At 34.0% G+C, this 18434-nt stretch carries 18 protein-coding genes; 8 read left to right on the forward strand and 10 right to left on the reverse strand.

Annotated features, from left to right (window positions below):
• Positions 1–18: 18 nt before the first annotated feature.
• Genes O3801_RS06645 through O3801_RS06655 form a run of 3 tightly spaced genes read right to left on the reverse strand, consistent with a single transcriptional unit; the run spans position 19 to position 1386 of the window.
• Positions 19–303, reverse strand: coding sequence for a TipC family immunity protein (locus O3801_RS06645; RefSeq protein ID WP_003147518.1), 285 nt, complete (start codon positions 301–303; stop codon positions 19–21).
• Between the two features lie 8 nt (positions 304–311).
• On the reverse strand, positions 312–491 hold the full coding sequence (locus O3801_RS06650) for a hypothetical protein (protein ID WP_003147520.1): 180 nt from the start codon (positions 489–491) through the stop codon (positions 312–314).
• A gap of 10 nt (positions 492–501) precedes the next feature.
• Positions 502–1386 carry a hypothetical protein gene (locus O3801_RS06655; protein ID WP_231124726.1) on the reverse strand — a complete coding sequence of 295 codons (885 nt, stop codon included), beginning with the start codon at positions 1384–1386 and terminating at the stop codon, positions 502–504.
• 359 nt (positions 1387–1745) lie between these two features.
• Here O3801_RS06655 and O3801_RS06660 point away from each other — a divergent pair, with 359 nt between their 5' ends.
• Positions 1746–2231: a DUF308 domain-containing protein gene (locus tag O3801_RS06660; RefSeq protein ID WP_371454472.1), complete on the forward strand. Its 486-nt coding sequence runs from the start codon at positions 1746–1748 to the stop codon at positions 2229–2231.
• A 152-nt stretch (positions 2232–2383) separates the two neighbouring features.
• On the opposite strand, the gene O3801_RS06665 is transcribed toward O3801_RS06660, so the two are convergent.
• On the reverse strand, positions 2384–3670 hold the full coding sequence (locus tag O3801_RS06665; protein WP_371454473.1) for an IS1182 family transposase: 1287 nt from the start codon (positions 3668–3670) through the stop codon (positions 2384–2386).
• Positions 3671–3979: 309 nt separating this feature from the next.
• Here O3801_RS06665 and O3801_RS06670 point away from each other — a divergent pair, with 309 nt between their 5' ends.
• Positions 3980–4813: an acetylxylan esterase gene (locus O3801_RS06670; RefSeq protein ID WP_294681906.1), complete on the forward strand. Its 834-nt coding sequence runs from the start codon at positions 3980–3982 to the stop codon at positions 4811–4813.
• Between the two features lie 108 nt (positions 4814–4921).
• On the opposite strand, the gene O3801_RS06675 is transcribed toward O3801_RS06670, so the two are convergent.
• Both O3801_RS06675 and O3801_RS06680 read right to left on the reverse strand, forming a co-directional pair.
• On the reverse strand, positions 4922–5503 hold the full coding sequence (locus O3801_RS06675) for a TlpA family protein disulfide reductase (RefSeq protein WP_294681907.1): 582 nt from the start codon (positions 5501–5503) through the stop codon (positions 4922–4924).
• A 29-nt stretch (positions 5504–5532) separates the two neighbouring features.
• Positions 5533–6261, reverse strand: a complete 729-nt coding sequence (locus O3801_RS06680) for a cytochrome c biogenesis CcdA family protein (protein ID WP_294681908.1) — start codon at positions 6259–6261, stop codon at positions 5533–5535.
• A gap of 92 nt (positions 6262–6353) precedes the next feature.
• Here O3801_RS06680 and O3801_RS06685 point away from each other — a divergent pair, with 92 nt between their 5' ends.
• Together O3801_RS06685 and O3801_RS06690 are read left to right on the forward strand one after the other, a co-directional pair.
• On the forward strand, positions 6354–6539 hold the full coding sequence (locus O3801_RS06685; RefSeq protein ID WP_294681910.1) for a hypothetical protein: 186 nt from the start codon (positions 6354–6356) through the stop codon (positions 6537–6539).
• A gap of 80 nt (positions 6540–6619) precedes the next feature.
• On the forward strand, positions 6620–7723 hold the full coding sequence (locus tag O3801_RS06690; RefSeq protein WP_371452915.1) for a LysM peptidoglycan-binding domain-containing protein: 1104 nt from the start codon (positions 6620–6622) through the stop codon (positions 7721–7723).
• Positions 7724–7812: 89 nt separating this feature from the next.
• On the opposite strand, the gene O3801_RS06695 is transcribed toward O3801_RS06690, so the two are convergent.
• From O3801_RS06695 to O3801_RS06710, 4 genes are read right to left on the reverse strand one after another with little or no spacing between them, the layout of a single operon-like run.
• Positions 7813–8487, reverse strand: a complete 675-nt coding sequence (locus tag O3801_RS06695; protein ID WP_294681721.1) for a CHAP domain-containing protein — start codon at positions 8485–8487, stop codon at positions 7813–7815.
• 23 nt (positions 8488–8510) lie between these two features.
• Positions 8511–8669 (reverse strand): YvrJ family protein, encoded by a 159-nt coding sequence (locus O3801_RS06700; protein WP_081450713.1) that lies wholly within the window; start codon positions 8667–8669, stop codon positions 8511–8513.
• A gap of 40 nt (positions 8670–8709) precedes the next feature.
• A complete protein-coding gene (locus tag O3801_RS06705) occupies positions 8710–8922 on the reverse strand; it encodes a DUF2922 domain-containing protein (protein WP_294681719.1) in 213 nt (70 codons plus the stop codon).
• Between the two features lie 20 nt (positions 8923–8942).
• A complete protein-coding gene (locus tag O3801_RS06710; RefSeq protein WP_060913399.1) occupies positions 8943–9137 on the reverse strand; it encodes a DUF1659 domain-containing protein in 195 nt (64 codons plus the stop codon).
• 214 nt (positions 9138–9351) lie between these two features.
• On the opposite strand from O3801_RS06710, the gene O3801_RS06715 reads away from it, so the two are divergent.
• The 4 genes from O3801_RS06715 to O3801_RS06730 form a co-directional block, all read left to right on the forward strand.
• Entirely contained in the window at positions 9352–9957 is a 606-nt protein-coding gene (locus tag O3801_RS06715; protein WP_294681716.1) for a hypothetical protein, read from the forward strand.
• 154 nt (positions 9958–10111) lie between these two features.
• The gene (locus O3801_RS06720) at positions 10112–10714 is read left to right on the forward strand and encodes a sarcalumenin (protein ID WP_371454474.1); all 603 of its coding nucleotides are present in this window, start codon (positions 10112–10114) and stop codon (positions 10712–10714) included.
• 103 nt (positions 10715–10817) lie between these two features.
• The gene (locus O3801_RS06725; protein ID WP_294681713.1) at positions 10818–11948 is read left to right on the forward strand and encodes a tRNA(Met) cytidine acetate ligase; all 1131 of its coding nucleotides are present in this window, start codon (positions 10818–10820) and stop codon (positions 11946–11948) included.
• A 602-nt stretch (positions 11949–12550) separates the two neighbouring features.
• On the forward strand, positions 12551–18434 hold a 5884-nt coding region (locus O3801_RS06730), incomplete at its 3' end, for a sialic acid-binding adhesin (RefSeq protein ID WP_371454475.1).

The following is an 18434-nucleotide window of genomic DNA, read 5'->3' on the forward strand; positions in this document are numbered from 1 at the left end:
AAGGAGAGCCTGTTAGTATTACTTTTTTTCATTATTAAAAGATATAAGAGAAAATTCAATTTTCATATCATTCTTAGTATCTTTATAATATAGTTCTGCTATATCTAATCCTATTTCATCTCTTGGCATCGGCTCTATTTGGGGCATATTATATAATGCTGTTGCCGGTATAAAATTATAGTATGAATTATACATTTCTTCAAATGCATTTCTATTGTTTATTTTATAATATCCATAGAAGCTTCCTATTAAAACTACTATTGTTATTATAAATATTTTCCATTTTTTACTTAGCTGTTTCATGAAAGCACCTACTTTTCATTATAGTAATCTTGTATGTCATTTTTATTATCTTCTAAACTTTTTATAAAGTTATAGGTTGGATGATGATTTTCTTTTATGTAATTTATATTACTTGGTACTCTTGCTATCCTTTTCCCCTCTACATCTACATATTTTTCACTAAGTTGATTGTAAATTTTATTTTTCATTTTTCAAGATCTATATTTTTTTAAATTCTTCTGCTCGATTGAGGATACCATTTTCAAGATTGTTGTAATATTCATTACTTACATTTATAAAATCAAGGTTTCTTTTTTTCATTATATTTATTATATTGACCGCATCTAAATCAGCCTTATAATCATCATTCCCTATACTTGGCTTAGTATCGGCTACATCTGTTGTATCACCTAACCACCCTGACATGTCATTTGTATTTTCATGTCCTCCACGCAAATCTGCAAGACGTGATTTTCCATACAGATGCGTAGCCATTGTAATATATTGATGAGAAAAGTCTGTTTTACCTTTAAACGCATCTATCTGTTTATTCCACAATTTTTCAAACTCATCCTCTGTTATTTCACGTCCTAATACCGTTTCCATAGTTTTTTTATATTGTGGAAGTAGTTCTTTTTGTATAGTATTATAGTAGCCATAATTTTCATGCTGTATTCTAACTTTATATTTTAAATATACGTATTCGCTTTCGGTTAGTTTGAAATTTATTGTCATTTGTTCCTTTATATCTAGATCTTTATACATTTGACCAGCTGTATTATTCCACATAAACCGTTTCAATAAACCGTTATCCTCATGACCATAACTCAACCCACCAAGTAATCTCGTAAACACATAGTCTTTTCTATCTTTTCTTATTTTAGGATTATTATAAATATTTCTTTTAAGCTTTACAATTATTCTTGCTGCTTTATCGTCAAAACCATATTGAACTTTTAAGGTCTCCTTATAGTCAAGCTCATCTTGGGTATAATCTCTTTCTTGCCATTTACCTTCTATTATATCCGTCCACTCCATCTCTTCTCTACTTGGTATTGAGAACGTTTTTGAAAAAGGACTCCATCTTTTTTCTGCTATTGCCATTCTTTGTTCAACTACATTCTCTAAAGCTTCTATGATTTTCCAAGTGTTATCCCCCCTATTAGAAATTGGGGGGGCATAGTTATTTTTTGACTCGAAAATTAAAAAATACAACGTCAATTTTCTTAACCGTGACCATTCTCTTTGATATGTTAATAGCCCTATTGTAGCATCTTACAACCATTTTGACTACTAAAAACAGGTCTTGTCTGACCGCAGATGACCGGCGATGACCGCATGGCTCCGATCATGCTATCGTCTATCTGCTAGACAAGACCTATGATTTTATATAAAGAGTTGATATTGCAATAATTTAACTTTTATGCTACAATGAGCATATACTAAATTTAGGAGGAGTCAAAATGAAAATACTAAATATTATCGTTGGTGTTTTTTACTTAATCTTCGGATTATTCTTATGGAATCATCCTTTAGATACAATTGCTACATATTCAATTGCATTTGGGATAACACAATTATTAGCTGCCAGTGCACTCTTAATTTATAGCTTATATAAAAAGTTAAAACCTATTCCTTGGGGAAATATATTAGTATCCCTTGCAATTGGACTAAGTATGTTCTTAGTACCATTTGTTTCATTAATAGTTATTTTATGGATATTTATTTTTAGTTTTTTAAGTATGTCAATATTTCACCTTCAAAGCCTACTTAGAAACAGGGACCAAAAATGGTATATGATACAGATAGCTCTAGCAGTTTTAGGTATCATTTATTCTTTTATTATGTTATTAAATCCTATTGTAGGATTTGCAACTATAGCTAAAATATTAGCATTTGGAGTCATAACAAACGGTTTATCATATATTTTTTCGTTAAATAAAAATTAGCATAAAAAGTGTCTGAAAATATATTTTCAGACACTTAGATTGTTGACAAAAATACCGAAATATCAAGCTAGTATTGATGTTATGGTATTTTTTTTCAAAAAAAATAAGCCTTAAGGCAAAAATCCAGTAGTATTTAGTAGTATTAAGAGGGTTTATACCTCTCTTAATGCGATTGTTTTCATATTTTGGACGCAACAAGACAGCCAAGCGTACGACTGTACTTTGGCTTTTCCTCTATATCGTGCATACCTGTATCCGTGATTTTGTTTAGAATCCGCAAAGCTACGTTCTATTGTTTCTTTTCTTCTCTTATACAATAGTTTTCCTTCTTTTGATATACGTCTTAACCTAGCTTCATCATAATAATCCGCATTTATATGGCGTCTTATTATTTTCTTTTCGTTTTTATCATCACTCTTATATTGTTTATATCCATTTCTATCAATGTTTCTGTATCTAAATATTTCTCCTGTTCGTTTATCCACATATATATCTTTTTCTTGTAAGTATTTAAAATATTTGTTATCTTTTGATCTTGAGAATCTTCTATATCCTATTACTGAAAATATATTTTTTTTATCTAACTGTTTTAGTATGTCTAGAGAATAATATCCGCTATCTAACGCAACTTTACCTGGTATTAATCCAAAGGTTTTTTCTATCTGATTTAGTCTATCTATATACGGACCGCTATCATGAGTATTACCTGGAGTTATATGGCAATCTATAATTATATTGTTTTTCCCATCGACAGTTCTATGGTCTAAATACATAAAACCTTCTTCTTTATGGTCTCTGTGATAATAACCGCTATCCGGATCAGTTGTGTTAACTCGTTGTCTTTTTAGTTCTTCTTTTTCTTTATATTCAAAAGGCTTTTTTCCTATTTTTTCTCTCTCTTCGTTTATTTCTTTTTCTAAATCTAATTTTCTTTTTTTTATTTTTGTAGTTACTTCAACTTTGAATTTCTTTTTATTTGCGTTAGCTTTTATATGTGTTGAATCAGTAAAAAACTCAGTGCCTCCAACTAATTTTTTATCAATTGCTTGGTTCACTATATTTATAAATATTTGTTCGAATACATCAGTTCCTTGGAATCGTCGAATATAGTTTTGTGAAAATGTAGAGTAGTGTGGAACTGGTTTAGAAAATGGTATCCCTAAAAACCATCTAAATGCAGCATCTGTTTCTATTCTTTTTATTGTTTCTCTCATTGATTTTATTCCATAGAAATCTTTTAAAAACACTAATTTGAATAATACTACAGGGTCTAAACAATTTCTACCTGATGTGTGGCTATAGTATTCTTCTGTCAAATCATAAATAAATTTAAAATCAATTGCTTCGGCTACTTTTCTTAAAAAGTGATTTGTAGGAACTAGTTCTGATAACGTCATTAATATTATTTCATCTTTGATATTTTCTTTTTTATTAAACATACTAAAAACCCCCTCTATATACTTATATTATAACATTTTCAGCACTTTTTCTCATTAAAATAGGCTGCTGACTCATGCAGTTTCTGCATTTGTCAACAGCCTGAAAATAATCCTCAACCTAGTGTTGAGGATTATTTTTTTGTGTACTTAATTAATTGTAAGTGTAGTGAGTAATATGTTAAAAAAAAGGAGAGTAAAATGTTTGTGATAGAAATGAGTATATTTTGATGTAATAAAGCTATACGTTATCTTTATCAAAGATAATAAGATATAATTAAAGGGAAAAATGTGTGCTGGAGCGATAGAAAAATGAACTTAGTAGAAGAAAGAGAACTAAATTATAAGATTAATATTGTTAGAGATGAGCTGGAATTTCAATTATTGACAGTTGAATTCGATGCTGTAGATTATTCAAAAATTCATGCGGAGATTGTCGTTAAAAAAGTTAATAATAAAGGATTTATACTAGAATTTCCAGATTATGAAGAAGTACCTAGAGGCTTTTTAGGGCTCATGAACTATTATGCCTTAGGGTATAGTGGTGCAACACTTCATGTCAGGGGAGATAGGGGGAGAAGTGAAAATAAGCAACCTGCTTCAATTTATTTTCCTTTTCTAAATAATAATAGCGATGAGGAGTTATATTATAATTATGCCTATCAAGATGGGATAGATTTCGTGAGTATTCTAAAAAGAGAATTTCCGAATTTAGAGGTGAATGTTGTTGCTAAAGGCCAAGGAGCAGCAATAGGAATTGTGGTTTCAGCTGTAGGAGAGTCAGTTAATAGGCTATTTATTTCAAATGTGCAGAACTTTGATTTTAAATATATTTTTGATAATGATCTTGATGTAGGTGTGTATGATGGAATAAGAGAATATGCGCGTAACTATCCTGAAAGAGAAGAGTATTTATTGATGAGATTAAAAGAAATAGATGTCTTAAAATATGCAGAGAGAGTTGATGCAAAAGTGTATTTTGGATATTCAAATCTAGATGAAAAGAATAGTATTCTTAATAATAAGTTAGAAAGAATATTTAAACAAAACGAAGTTACTATCTTTGAGTGTGAAGAAGAAAATCTTCATGTCAAGTTACTTGAAAAGTGGTTGAAAAATACGATGAAGAGCAGTGCTGATAAGTAATCTTAGTAATTAGAAAAAGATCCGAATCTAGATAGTTACATAAATTTATAGGAGACATGAAGTCTTCGTTTACAAATGTATATTAACATATTAGACTCGGATTATTTATTATTTAAGTTTTTCTAATTCTTTTGTAAGTGATTCTTCTGTCACCGCACCAGCAATTCTAGTTTCAAACGTACCATCACTATTGATTAAGATGTGAGTCGGGAATGAACGAATTGCGTAGTTTATGATGAAGCGGTCATTGACATCGAAAAGAACAGGGTAAGTAGCCCCAAGTTCTTTTGCTTTATTAAGGATTACATCTTTACCTTTGTCTTGAGGACTTTGGTTTTTGAACTCTGCATCATTAGGAGAAGTCATTGATAAAAATACATAGTCTTTATTGTTTTTGTATTTTTGATATACTTTTTCTAATTCTGGAATTTCTCTCATACATGGTCCGCACCAGCTAGCCCACATATTGATATAAACTTTCTTACCTTTGAAGTCGCTAAGTTTTACTGTTTTTCCATCTTTGTCCATAGCTGTGAAATCGTAAGCTTGAACAGCTTTATTTTCGCTAGTTGAAGATGTTGCAGTTTGTTTATTTGTTTCTTCTTTTTTCTCTGAAGAGCCAGAAGAACACGCATTTAAAATTAGAGCACTACTAAGAAGAGTTGCGCTAAGTATTGTTAGTTTTTTCATATTATTTTCCTCCAATTCAAATCACAAGTTTAAGAAAAATATCTAGTTAAAGTGATAAATGATCCACTCAGGATTAAGATACCGATTAAGATAAGGATAATCCCTGAGATAACTTGTGTGTATTTTAGTGTGTTTGTATGTTTTTTGAATAGTTCTAATAATTTTGAAGCGAAGAATGCAACAAGGATAAACGGTAAGATAAATCCTAAGCAGTATGCAAGAATTAAAAGAACACTCATTATTCCAGTATGACTAGATGCATACAGGAAAACACTGGCTAAGATTGGTCCGATACATGGTGTCCAAGAAAAGCTAAAAGTGAATCCCATTAAAAAAGCAAGAATCGGAGTAGTTTTATTTCCTTTTCTTTTAACTTTATTTTTTATTGAAAATTCTTGTTTTAAGAATCCTATTTTAAATACTCCTAGTTGTAATAATCCCATAAAGATGATTAATACACCACTGACGATTTGCAATGTTTTAATATTTTCATTTAAGAAAATACTAATAAAACTTGTTGCAAAAGCTAGGATGAAAAATGTTGAACAAATACCTAGTACGAATGATAGTGTATTTGTAATAGTGTTACGTTTATTGAAGACTAGTTCTCCGCGTTCGTTCATTTCTTTTTTTCCTGCAAGAATACCGATATAGATAGGTAATATAGGTATTACACAAGGAGAAAGGAATGATAGAAGCCCTTCTAAGAAGACAAGAATCATCTTTAAGGCGGAGCTAGCTGTATTAAAATCTGTCATAAAACCCCCTTGAAAATAAAATTTAAAATTACAGGTTTACTATATAATAAAAACGCTTAAAATGCAATTGAACTGCTTATAGAACGTCGTTAATGTTACGAATTTTGCATAATGTAACAGAGAGTTATCGTTATTATTACAAAATTGTTACAAACCTTGAAAAAGGCTTCATGAGAACATATAATGGTAGTATGTCAAGATTATATAACGAAGTTCAACAGAAGTTGAATGAGGTTTATGATATTTATAGTTTAGAAAAAATAGTTTATAGAAATTAAAAATTTAGAAATTAAAACAGTATTTATTATAGATAAATGAGTCGTTTGACTCAAACCTAATTTTAAGGAGATTAGAATAGATGAGTAAATTACAAAAATTAGTAGCCGCAACGGCAATCGTATCAACAGTAGGAGTAGGATTAGCGCAAATCGCAGACGCTGATACATATACAGTAAAGAAAGGTGATACTCTTTGGGATATCGCAATCAACAACGGAACAACTGTTGATCAACTTATGCAAGATAATAACTTAACAAGTTCATTAATCTTCCCTGGAGATAAATTAACTTATAACACAACAGTAGCTCAAGTAGCTCAAGCTAAAGAACAAGGATACTACACAGTAGTATTAGGAGATACTTTAGGAAAAGTTGCTAACAGATTCGGTGTTACAGTAGACGAACTTGTTAAATTAAACAACATTTCAGATCCTAACTTAATCTACGTTGGGACAGTATTAAAAGTTGATGGAAATGCAGTAAAAACTGCTGAAGTAACAGTTCCAAAAGCAACTGTAGTGGAAAACACTCCAGAAAAAACTGTAGCTAAAGTTGACCCAGTTCAAACAGTTGCACCAAAAGCTGCTGCAACAGTAGCTCCAACAGCTCCAGCTGCAGCGTCAAAAGCGGCAGCTACACCAGTGGCTCCAGCGAAAGCTGAAACAAAAGCTGTAGAAACTAAAAAAGAAGAAGCTCCAAAAGCTGAAGTTAAGAAAGAAACACCAGTAGCTACACCAGCTGTAGCTAAAGCAGCAGAAAAACCAGCTGCAACTCCAGCAGTTGCAACAGCAGCACCAACAGTAACAGCTAAAACTCAAGCTCCAGCGGCTGCAGCAACAACTCAAGCAGCATCTTCAAACAAAGGAGCTGCAATCTACCAAGCTGCATTAGCTCAATTAGGAACTTTCCAAGATTGTACAATGTTAGTAACAAATGCTCTTAAAGCAGTAGGAATCAACTTCCACGATTGGCCAGCAGGATACATGAGCTTAGGAACAGTAGTTCCAGCATCTCAAGCTCAACCTGGAGACTTAGTTTACTATGCAAATGGTGGTATGGGAGCAGCTCACATCGGAGTTTACGCAGGTAACGGACAAGCTATCCACGGTGGATGGAATGGAAACCAAACTGTAATTAATACTGCAAACTTAGGTAGTGGACCAGTTTACATCCGCGTTAAATAATTAAAGAATAAATAAGAGTAAGAAGCGATTGGAATATCCAGTCGCTTCTTTTTTTATGTTATTTATAAAATTTAGCTTTGAAAGATCTACTAACTAAAACTTCCCCATGTGCTAGTTCTTTCACTTCCGTTATGTGTTCCTGTAGCGACGTAGTGACGCTCATTTGAATAGGAAATATAGCTGATCCAAACGAATCCTTCTTTAATTACATAGCTATCATAGTAGATTCGTTCTCCTTTGTAATAAGTGCTGGTAACTTTTCCGAGTTTGCTTGGTTTATTTCTAACATTTATAGATGGAACTTCTACTGTGAAATAGCCAGTTTCAGGAATTCTAGTCCATTCTTCAGTTGAATCGTAGCTAGGTCTGATAAATCCTGCGAGATAAGTATCGTCCCGACTCATAATACGAGCGATACCACCGCGGTCAGGAGTACCATCAACATTCTGTTCAACAGAGGTGATAATCCCCTCATTTACTTCTATAACGATACCGACATGACCGTAGTTATCCCAGTCTCCCCAATGCCAAATTGCTATATCCCCAGGAGCTATTACTGCATCTCCTTTAAAATATCTTCTCCAACCTGGAGGTATGGGATTAGTTAGATAGTCGATGGCGTTACCATAAATTTGGAAATTAGCGAAATTTTTCACATAAGCCATAGTTAGATCTACGCATTGTGCTCCGTACATTCCATCCATATCAATCCATTTATAGACGTTATCCTTTGCCCAGTTAACCATTGTTTGTTGACTTGTCATAATATTTACTCCCTTATATTAAACTATTCTTTGATATTAATATTTAACTTTGTTTCTATAATACGTGTAAGTTCGTTTAAACTTTTACCTATATTTTGTAGAGTATTGTCTAACTTTAACAGAAAAAATACCGCTACAAAAATAGGGAAGCCTACAGTATTGATAAAATTTAGTATATCCATAAAAAAAGGTGCGGATTGAACCGCACCTCCCTCCCTTCTATTATTGAAGTTCGCTTACTTCACGAGTAGTATAAGTAGCTTTTTTAAATCCTGTAAGGGTATGTTTATCATTGTTAAGAACTTTTGTATCAACAATTTTTTTCGCAACAGCCTCTACAGTAGCTTTGCTTAAATCATCTTTTGGAAATGATAAAGCGATGTGATAAGTTTTTTTGTTATCAGTATTAAAGTAAATGTTTAATTTTTTCTCCATAATTAAATTCCCTCCTAAAATTATAGTGATTCTTTTGTGCTTGTGACAATATCTTCAATGTTTTTAGCAATTAGTTTTTTTAACTCTTCGCCGACTTCTTTCAAAGCAGTGTCTTCAGCAGTAGGAGCAACTTCGAAGTTATAACTTTTAACTACGCGTTTTTCCCCTTTAGGTTCGTTATAGTTTAGATGTAAAACTTTTTTTAAAATTTTCATAATAAAAATCTCCCTTGTTTTGTATTTATTTTTTGTCTTAGGCCTCTGACACTAAATATATCGAAAATAAGAGACGGAATTTCTCAAAAAAATGACAAATATCTAGATAATTATTTAAGTTAAATTTTATTTAAATAAATTATAATATAAAAAAGTAGTGGAAATATGCATAAAATAGTATTATAATATATTAGAAACAAAGGAGGGGAATACAATGAAAGACAATAGATTATTGAAAGTGTTATGGGGAATTGTATTAGCTATATTTTTATGTAGTGCTCTATTTATAGGTATAAGTTATTTTACTGGTGGAGATAGTTCAAGTAAGAAAAAAGACAATGAAACTACTTCAACATCATCTAGTGATAAAGATAAGAGTAAAGATAAAGACAAAGACAGCTCGAAATCTAAATCAAAAGAAAAGAGTGATGAGGAAAAATATAGAGAGAATAAAGAATCTAATAATGGAGATAGCTCATCTTCTTCAAACTCATCTAATAAATCAGAAAGTAATAAATCAAGTAATACCAATAAAACTGTAAGTAATACACAAAATAATACTAACAACAGTAATAATAGTAGTAGCAATAGTAATAATACTAACAACACAAAAAATGATGCTAATAAAGAAGATAAAAAAGAAGTAACAGAAGCAAATGGTGGAGCAACAGCCCCTGGAACATTTAATAATTCAGAAGCTGCACATAACTATGCTAACGAAGAAATTAACAGATTAGCAAAAGAGAATAAGAAAAACTATAGCTACACATTAGGTAGAAACGACAAAGGTGAAGTTGTTGTAAAAATTACAGAAGGTTAATAGTCGAACTCATAGAACTCTAGAAAAAGAGTGCTATGAGTTTTTCTATATAGTATTTTTGAGAAGAAATATCGAGATAAATATTTATAAATCTTCGCAAAATATTATAAGAAGTGGTATAATAAAGAGTAAGTATGAAGAAGGATATGAGGTTATGAAACAAACTAGATTCACTAAAACTTTGTTTTATGGTATTTGTTCGCTTGGTATAGCGGCTATTATTTTTTTAGCGATTAGTTACTTTGGTAAGGAAGAACCAGCCCAGAAGAATGACTCATCTCAAAATGATAAGAAACAAGAACAAGAGGATAAGCCAAAAGATAGTAAAGAAAACAAGGTTGATAATAGTAATAATCAATCAGAAAAACAACAAGAAGAACAAAAAGTTGAGAAAAAAGAAACTGGTTCAGTAGGGAATACAGTTACACAAAATGAGAATAAAAATCTAATTAAAGATACCGGAGAAGAGGTTTTAAAAACACCGAAACCACAAGATTATAAAGGGAAAAAACTGTCTGATTCAGAAGGTGTCGGTACTACAGGTAAGATCTTTAAATCTCAGAAAGAGGCTTTAGATTTCGGAAGAAAAGAAGTTAGAAGATTGGTTGATGAAGATAAAAAGCCGAGACAGTTCTCTATCAGTAAAGTCACAGCAGAAGATGGAAGTCTAGTAGGTTGGACAGTAGATATTTTCGAAGATAATGATATGGAAAAAGTAGTATCAAATCCATCTACTACAGAAGAAAATAAAGAATAGAAAAAAAGAAGGCGAGGGAATTGCTTAGTATTTATAAGTATTAAGTGAAAAACTCGCTATCTTTTATATTTATACAAAAACAGTAAAAAAGTGAGGTGGAAAAATGCGAATTGGAATAGTTGCGGAATTTAATCCGTTACATAGCGGACATAGATATTTAATAGAATGTGCAAGAAAAATAGCAGATGAAAATAAAGGAGAAGTAATCTGTGTAATGAGTGAATTTTTCACTCAAAGGGGTGAAGTTGCGATAGTTGATGGTTATACTCGTGCTAGAGAGGCCGTTAGAAGTGGTTGTGACATGGTCATTGCACTACCTTATCTTGGGAGTGTCGCATATGGTGATGATTTTGCTAAAAAGAGTATAGAGATATTATCCGGTGCTGGAATTACACATTTAATCTTCGGAACTGAAAATGACGATGTGAGTATATTCGAAGAAATTTACACAAAACAGCAAAATGCAAACGAAGAAGAATATAGAAAATTGTTAAAAACAGGACTTAGTCACGCTAAGATTAATAGTGTATTATATGGATTGGAAAATAATAATCCGAATTTTAGTTTGGCGTATAGTTATTATAAAGCCATTAGGGAAGCGGGATTAAATATCCAAATGATACCTATAAAAAGAGAGGGGCAAGGATTGAATAACTCCGAGATGTTGGAAGAAGAGCATCTTAGTGCCACAGCTATAAGAAATAATATAAATGATAGAAAGATTGAAAAGTATCTTTCGAAAGACATGCTTACTAATCTAAGGAAAGAAAATATAGCATCAGAATCAGAGTTATTTCCGTACTTAAAATATAAGATTTTATCTTTAGGTAAAGAAGGAATTAAGAGGATTTATGATGTTAGTGAAGGATTAGAAAATAGAATCTATGAAGTAGCGCTTAAAACAGAAAATTACAGAAATTTAGTAAATTTAATAGCTACTAAAAGATATAGTAATAAGAAAATTCAAAGGATTTTACTACACATACTGACAAACACTACTAAAGAAGATTACAAGGCGAATTTCTCTACGAATAATTTTAGAGTACTGGCTGTAAAACAGGCTAAGACAGCTATTATTAGAGAGATTAATAGAAATGGTAGAATCGTTCTCCATCCACTTCTGAATAGTAAAAATAGTATGAACTTTGAACATGATATTAAGGTAGCTAGAATATATGAAATACTATTTAGTAATAAAGATATTTTTAGAGAAAATATACAAATAATAGATTAATGCTAAAGGGCTGATTTGACAAAAATGATTTTGTCGAGTCAGCTCTTTTTTTGCTATAGATAATTGAAGTCTATTTTATGTAAATTTTACAGAGTTAATAGTAGTTGACATATATACTTTAACTAAAATTTATGTAACTATATTATAATATTTTATATTGGATTAATTATGATCATTTTAACAAAACTATAATTGAGAAATATTTTTTGAATTATATGATTCGTATAAATTAAGAAAAAAGAAGTAAAAAAAGGTTGAATTACCTAGAGAAAAGTTATAAATACAATAAGTGAAGAAGTTATTATAGATGTAATTTTATAATTCTTTTAAGTTGCTTTTGATAAAGAATATAAAGCAATAATGTTAAGGGTAATTTGGTTTTTCTTATAACAGAAAATATATTTTATAATTTAATATATATTCTACTATTTATGAGTACCTATGATTTGAAAAAAGTTTTGGAACTTGATAAGATATTAGTTGTGAAATAATGATTATAAAATAGGATAGTAATGCATATTTTCTATGTTTTATTATTCATTGAAATAAAGAAAAAAGTCAGTTAAGTCGAAGCGATAAAATTTTTAAGGAGGGATGCATCGGTGATAGGAAAAAATAATCAATATTTAAAGAAAACAAAAGAAGGAACAAAAGTAGAAACTTACTCGATTAAAAAATTCAAAGTAGGTACTGCATCAGTAGTAATAGGTGCAAGTATCTTTTTTGGTGCTGGAGCAGTGGCACAAGCTAGTGAAGAAGTTTCAAAAAACACAACAACAGATAATTCAAAAAATGAAGGTGCGACATTAGGTGGCGCAGTCTCTGGAAAAGTAGTTGCTAATCCAGTTGCCAAGGAAACTACAAAAGAGGAAGTAGCAGCAGGTGTAGCTGCAAAATTAGGGGTAAAAGAAACTGAACAAGAGACAGCGAAAGAGACTGTTAAAACATTAGATAAAACACAACTATCAGGCTTTATTAGTGAAATCGAAGGAAAGATTTCAAGTGGATCATATGCGAACAAAACAGAAGAAAGTGTAGCTAATTTAGTAGCAGACTTAAATGCAGCAAAAGCAACTTTAGAAAGTGCGACAACACAAGAAGAGCTAACTAAAGCATATCAAAAATTAGTGGTTTCTGTTAACTCAAAACTAAGAAATAAACCAGTTGAGAAAAAAGAAACTCCAGTAGTTGATTCTACAACTCCAAATGAAACAGAAGGCAAAAAAGCTGAAAATGTGGAGAAAAAAGTTGAGACTAACTCAATTGAAAATACAGGAGCAAAGGATCCTCGTACTGGAAAAGAGATAGCAAAGAATACTGCATTCCGTGCGGCTGTCAATCAAGATCCGAAGGTAGATTTCTCATTCTCTATTCCAGATGAGAAAAAAATCTATATCTATAACGAAGAGCACTTTTCATTAGAAATTCCGGTATATTCTGAAACAGGAAAGATTCGTTATGCAACGATTAAGAAAGGATCAAGACAAAGATTCCCAAATGTTGCAGGTACGGATAATGACTTAGATGTTGAATTTGGATTCACAGCTACAGTAATAAACCGTGCAGAGACAACGGGAGTAACATCTGATGCGAGTCAAGCGAATCCTGCGAAAATCGTCATTACGGGTCGACCGAATGACATACTAAAAAAACATAGGGATTACACAAAACAAGAAAACCAAACATTAAATGTTGGTACTCGTTATATTCAGGTAGTTGATGATCAAGGTAGAGAGAATCTTAAAAAAGGTGATAGTATTGCAGACCCAGGATATTTCTACTTAGTATTAAAATCACAAGCGAAAAAGTATGCATTAAGATCTCAGGGTACTGATGAGAAAATTTCTGTAAGTAGTTTAACTAACCCAACAGCGGAAGATTTAAAGAAAATTAAAGATAGTATTCAATTAGAATATTCAACAACAAATGAAGATGCAAGGTTTGCAGATAAACGTGGAACTTTAGTAGAACATCCTGAGGATGTTATTCAATCGGTTAATATCGTTGGAAATAATATTGTTGTTACATTTACAGACGGTTCTACGAAGACAAAACCGGTAAGTGAAATTGTACAAAAAAATATTCCGCCGGTTGTTAATCTACCGTATTCAAACGAAGCGAACAGAAATATTTATATATATTCTGGTGAAGAAACAGACCTAACATTTACTGCAACGGATGAATCTAAAATTAAAGATCTAAAACTTCGTGGTCCTGGTGATATTAACTACAATAATGCAACTAGTTTTGGGTTAGCAGTAGGGAATATTGTTGATAGTGCAGTAACTAGTGGAGAAGGTTCTGTGTCTGAAGATAAGAAAACAGCAACAATTAAAATGACTGGAACTACTAACTTAGGAGATGGTAAAAAGTGGACAAGTGTTATCGTTGCAAAAGATGACAACAATGGGGAAAGTGCACCTTTTAACGGAAGAATTAATGCAACTACTAATCCTGCAGAACGTCAAAAAATAGCGGGATATGTTGAATTCGTAGTGAAAAACCAAACTAAAAAATATGATATTAAAGCACCTGAAGGTACGGTAAGTGTTATAGATCCTGCGAATGTAACTGCAGAAGAGTTTGAAAAGATTAAAGAAAAAGTAAAAATTGAATACTCTCAAACTAATGATGATGCAAATCTTACAAGTAAGAGAGGGCAAGCTGTAGATAATCAAGCGACAAGAATTTCTACGATTACAAAAGATGCTAATGGAAATCTTGTTGTGACATATAAAGATGGTTCAACTGATACAAAATCCTTATCAGAATATGTAAGTTTAAATAAACAACCTGCAATTGATGCGATTAATACAGCTGCAGACAATAAAATTGCAGAAATTAATTCGAATACAAACGCAACTGCAGAAGAAAAAGCAGCAGCAATCGAAAAAGTTAATGCCGATAAAGCAAAAGCTTTAACAGCGATTAATGATAACTCGGTAACGACAAAAGCTGCATTAGATAATGCGAAAACATCAGGAACAACAGCGATTAGCAATGATAACCCGGTAGTAACTAAGAAAGATACGGCAAAAGCAGCTATCGATACAGCTTTAAGAGAGAAGGAAGCTGCAATTGATGCGAATAATACTCTGACAACAGAAGAGAAGAATGCAGCCAAAGCAGATGCACAGGCAAAAGCGAATGCAGCAAAAACAGCAATCTATAACGCGATAACGAATGCAGCTGTGGACTCAGCGGAAACGGCGGGGACAACGAGTGTAGGTTCAGTAACTCCGACGGCTGTAGCGAAACCAGCAGCTAAGAAAGCTATTGAAGATGCGCTAAATTCGAAAATAGCACAACTTGATGGAAGAAATGATTTAACAACAGAAGAGAAGAATGCAGCCAAAGCAGATGCACAAGCAAGAGCAACGGCAGCCAAAGCAGCTATCGACAATGCGACAACAGATGCAACTGTAGATAGTGCTAAAACATCAGGTGTTGCTGATGTTGAAAGTGTCAATCCACAAGCAAGTCAAAAGAAAACTGATGCGAAAAATGCAGTTGATGAAGCATTAAAAGCAAAAGAAGCAGCTATCGATGCGAATAACGACTTAACAGCGGAAGAGAAAGCAAAAGCTAAGGAAGATGCAAAAGCAAAAGCTGACGCAGCAAAACAAGCGATCGATAACGCGACAACAAACGCAGCGGTAGAACAAGCTAAGGCTGATGGAGCGACATCAGTAGGTTCAGTAACTCCAACAGCGCAAGCGAAGCCAGCGGCTAAAAAAGCAATAGATGATGCACTTAAAGCTAAAAATGATGCGATTGACGCGAACAACGACTTAACAGCGGAAGAGAAAGCGAAAGCTAAGGAAGATGCAAAAGCGAAAGCCGACGCAGCGAAGACTGCGATCGACAATGCGACAACAAACGCAGCGGTAGAACAAGCTAAAACTGATGGAGCAACGAGTGTAGGTTCAGTAAACCCAACAGCACAAGCAAAGCCAGCGGCTAAGAAAGCAATAGATGATGCCCTAAAAGCTAAGAACGATGCGATTGACGCAAACAACGACTTAACAGCGGAAGAGAAAGCAAAAGCTAAGGAAGATGCTAAAGCAAAAGCCGACGCAGCGAAAACAGCGATCGATAACGCGACAACGAACGCAGCGGTAGAACAAGCTAAGGCTGATGGAGCAACAAGTGTAGATTCAGTAAATCCAACGGCGCAAGCAAAGCCAGCGGCTAAAAAAGCGATAGATGATGCCCTTAAAGCTAAGAACGATGCGATTGATGCGAACAACGACTTAACAGCGGAAGAGAAAGCAAAAGCTAAGGAAGATGCGAAAGCAAAAGCCGACGCAGCGAAGACTGCGATTGACAACGCGACAACAAACGCAGCGGTAGAACAAGCTAAGACAGATGGAGCAACATCAGTAGATTCAGTAAATCCAACGCCAGTGGCGAAACCAGCGGCTAAAAAAGCAATAGATGACGCACTTAAGGCTAAGAACGATGCGATTGACGCGAATAACGACTTAACAGCGGAAGAGAAAGCAAAAGCTAAGGAAGATGCGAAAGCAAAAGCCGACGCAGCGAAGACCGCGATTGACAACGCGACAACAAACGCAGCGGTAGACCAAGCTAAAACTGATGGAGCAACATCAGTAGGTTCAGTAAACCCAACGCCAGTGGCAAAACCAGCGGCTAAGAAAGCAATAGATGATGCATTAAAAGCTAAGGAAGCAGCGATTGACGCGAATAACGACTTAACAGCGGAAGAAAAAGCAAAAGCTAAGGAAGATGCGAAAGCAAAAGCTGATGCAGCGAAACAAGCAATCGATAACGCGACAACAAATGCAGCGGTAGAACAAGCTAAAAACGATGGAGCGACATCAGTAAATTCAGTAACTCCAACAGCACAAGCAAAACCAGCAGCTAAGAAAGCAATAGACGATGCACTTAAAGCTAAGAACGATGCGATCGACGCAAACAACGACTTAACAGCGGAAGAGAAAGTAAAAGCTAAGGAAGACGCGAAGGCAAAAGCAGACGCAGCGAAGACTGCAATTGACAATGCGACGACAAACGCAGCGGTAGACCAAGCTAAAACTGATGGAGCAACAAGTGTAAGTTCAGTAAACCCAACGCCAGTGGCAAAACCAGCAGCTAAAAAAGCAATAGATGATGCCCTAAAAGCTAAGAATGACGCAATCGATGCAAACAACGACTTAACAGCGGAAGAAAAAGCAAAAGCTAAGGAAGATGCTAAAGCAAAAGCAGATGCAGCAAAACAAGCAATCGACAACGCAACAACAAATGATGCAGTAACACAAGCTAAGGCTAACGGAACAACAGAAGTAAACAACGTAAATCCAATGCCAGTAGCGAAACCAGCGGCTAAAAAAGCGATAGACGATGCACTAAAAGCTAAGAATGACGCAATCGATGCAAACAACGACTTAACAGCGGAAGAAAAAGCAAAAGCTAAGGAAGATGCTAAAGCAAAAGCAGATGCAGCAAAACAAGCGATCGATAACGCGACAACAAATGATGCAGTAACTCAAGCTAAAACTGATGGAGCAACATCAGTAGATTCAGTAAATCCAACGCCAGTGGCGAAACCAGCGGCTAAAAAAGCAATAGACGATGCACTTAAAGCTAAAAACGACGCGATCGATGCGAATAACGACTTAACAGCGGAAGAAAAAACTGCGGCTAAAGCAGATGCAAAAGCGAAAGCCGATGCAGCGAAACAAGCAATCGACAACGCTACTACAAATGATGCAGTAACACAAGCAAAAACTGATGGAGCAACATCAGTAGGTTCAGTAAACCCAACGCCAGTGGCAAAACCAGCAGCTAAAAAAGCAATAGATGATGCCCTAAAAGCTAAAAATGATGCGATTGACGCGAACAACGACTTAACAGCGGAAGAGAAAGCAAAGGCTAAGGAAGATGCAAAAGCAAAAGCTGATGCAGCGAAAACAGCAATCGATAACGCGACAACAAATGCAGGAGTGGAACAAGCTAAGGCTAATGGAACAACAGAAGTAAACAATGTAAATCCAACACCAGTGGCAAAACCAGCGGCTAAAAAAGCGATAGAAGACGCGTTAGCTGATAAGATCAAAGCAATCGACGCAAACAATGACTTAACAGATGAAGAGAAAACCGCAGCGAAAGCTGATGCGAAAGCAAAAGCCGACGCAGCGAAACAAGCGATCGACAACGCAACAACAAACGCGGCTGTAGACCAAGCTAAGGCTAACGGAACAACAGAAGTAAACAATGTAAATCCAACGCCAGTAGCGAAACCAGCGGCTAAGAAAGCAGTAGAAGACGCATTAAAAGCTAAGAACGATGCGATTGATGCGAACAACAACTTAACAGATGAAGAGAAAGCAAAAGCTAAGGAAGATGCTAAGGCGAAAGCAGACGCAGCGAAGACTGCGATTGACAATACGACAACAAACGCAGGAGTGGAACAAGCTAAGGCTAACGGAACAACAGGAGTAAACAATGTAAATCCAACTCCAG

The organism is Gemella sp. 27098_8_149, from assembly GCF_041433745.1.
GTDB lineage: Bacteria > Bacillota > Bacilli > Staphylococcales > Gemellaceae > Gemella.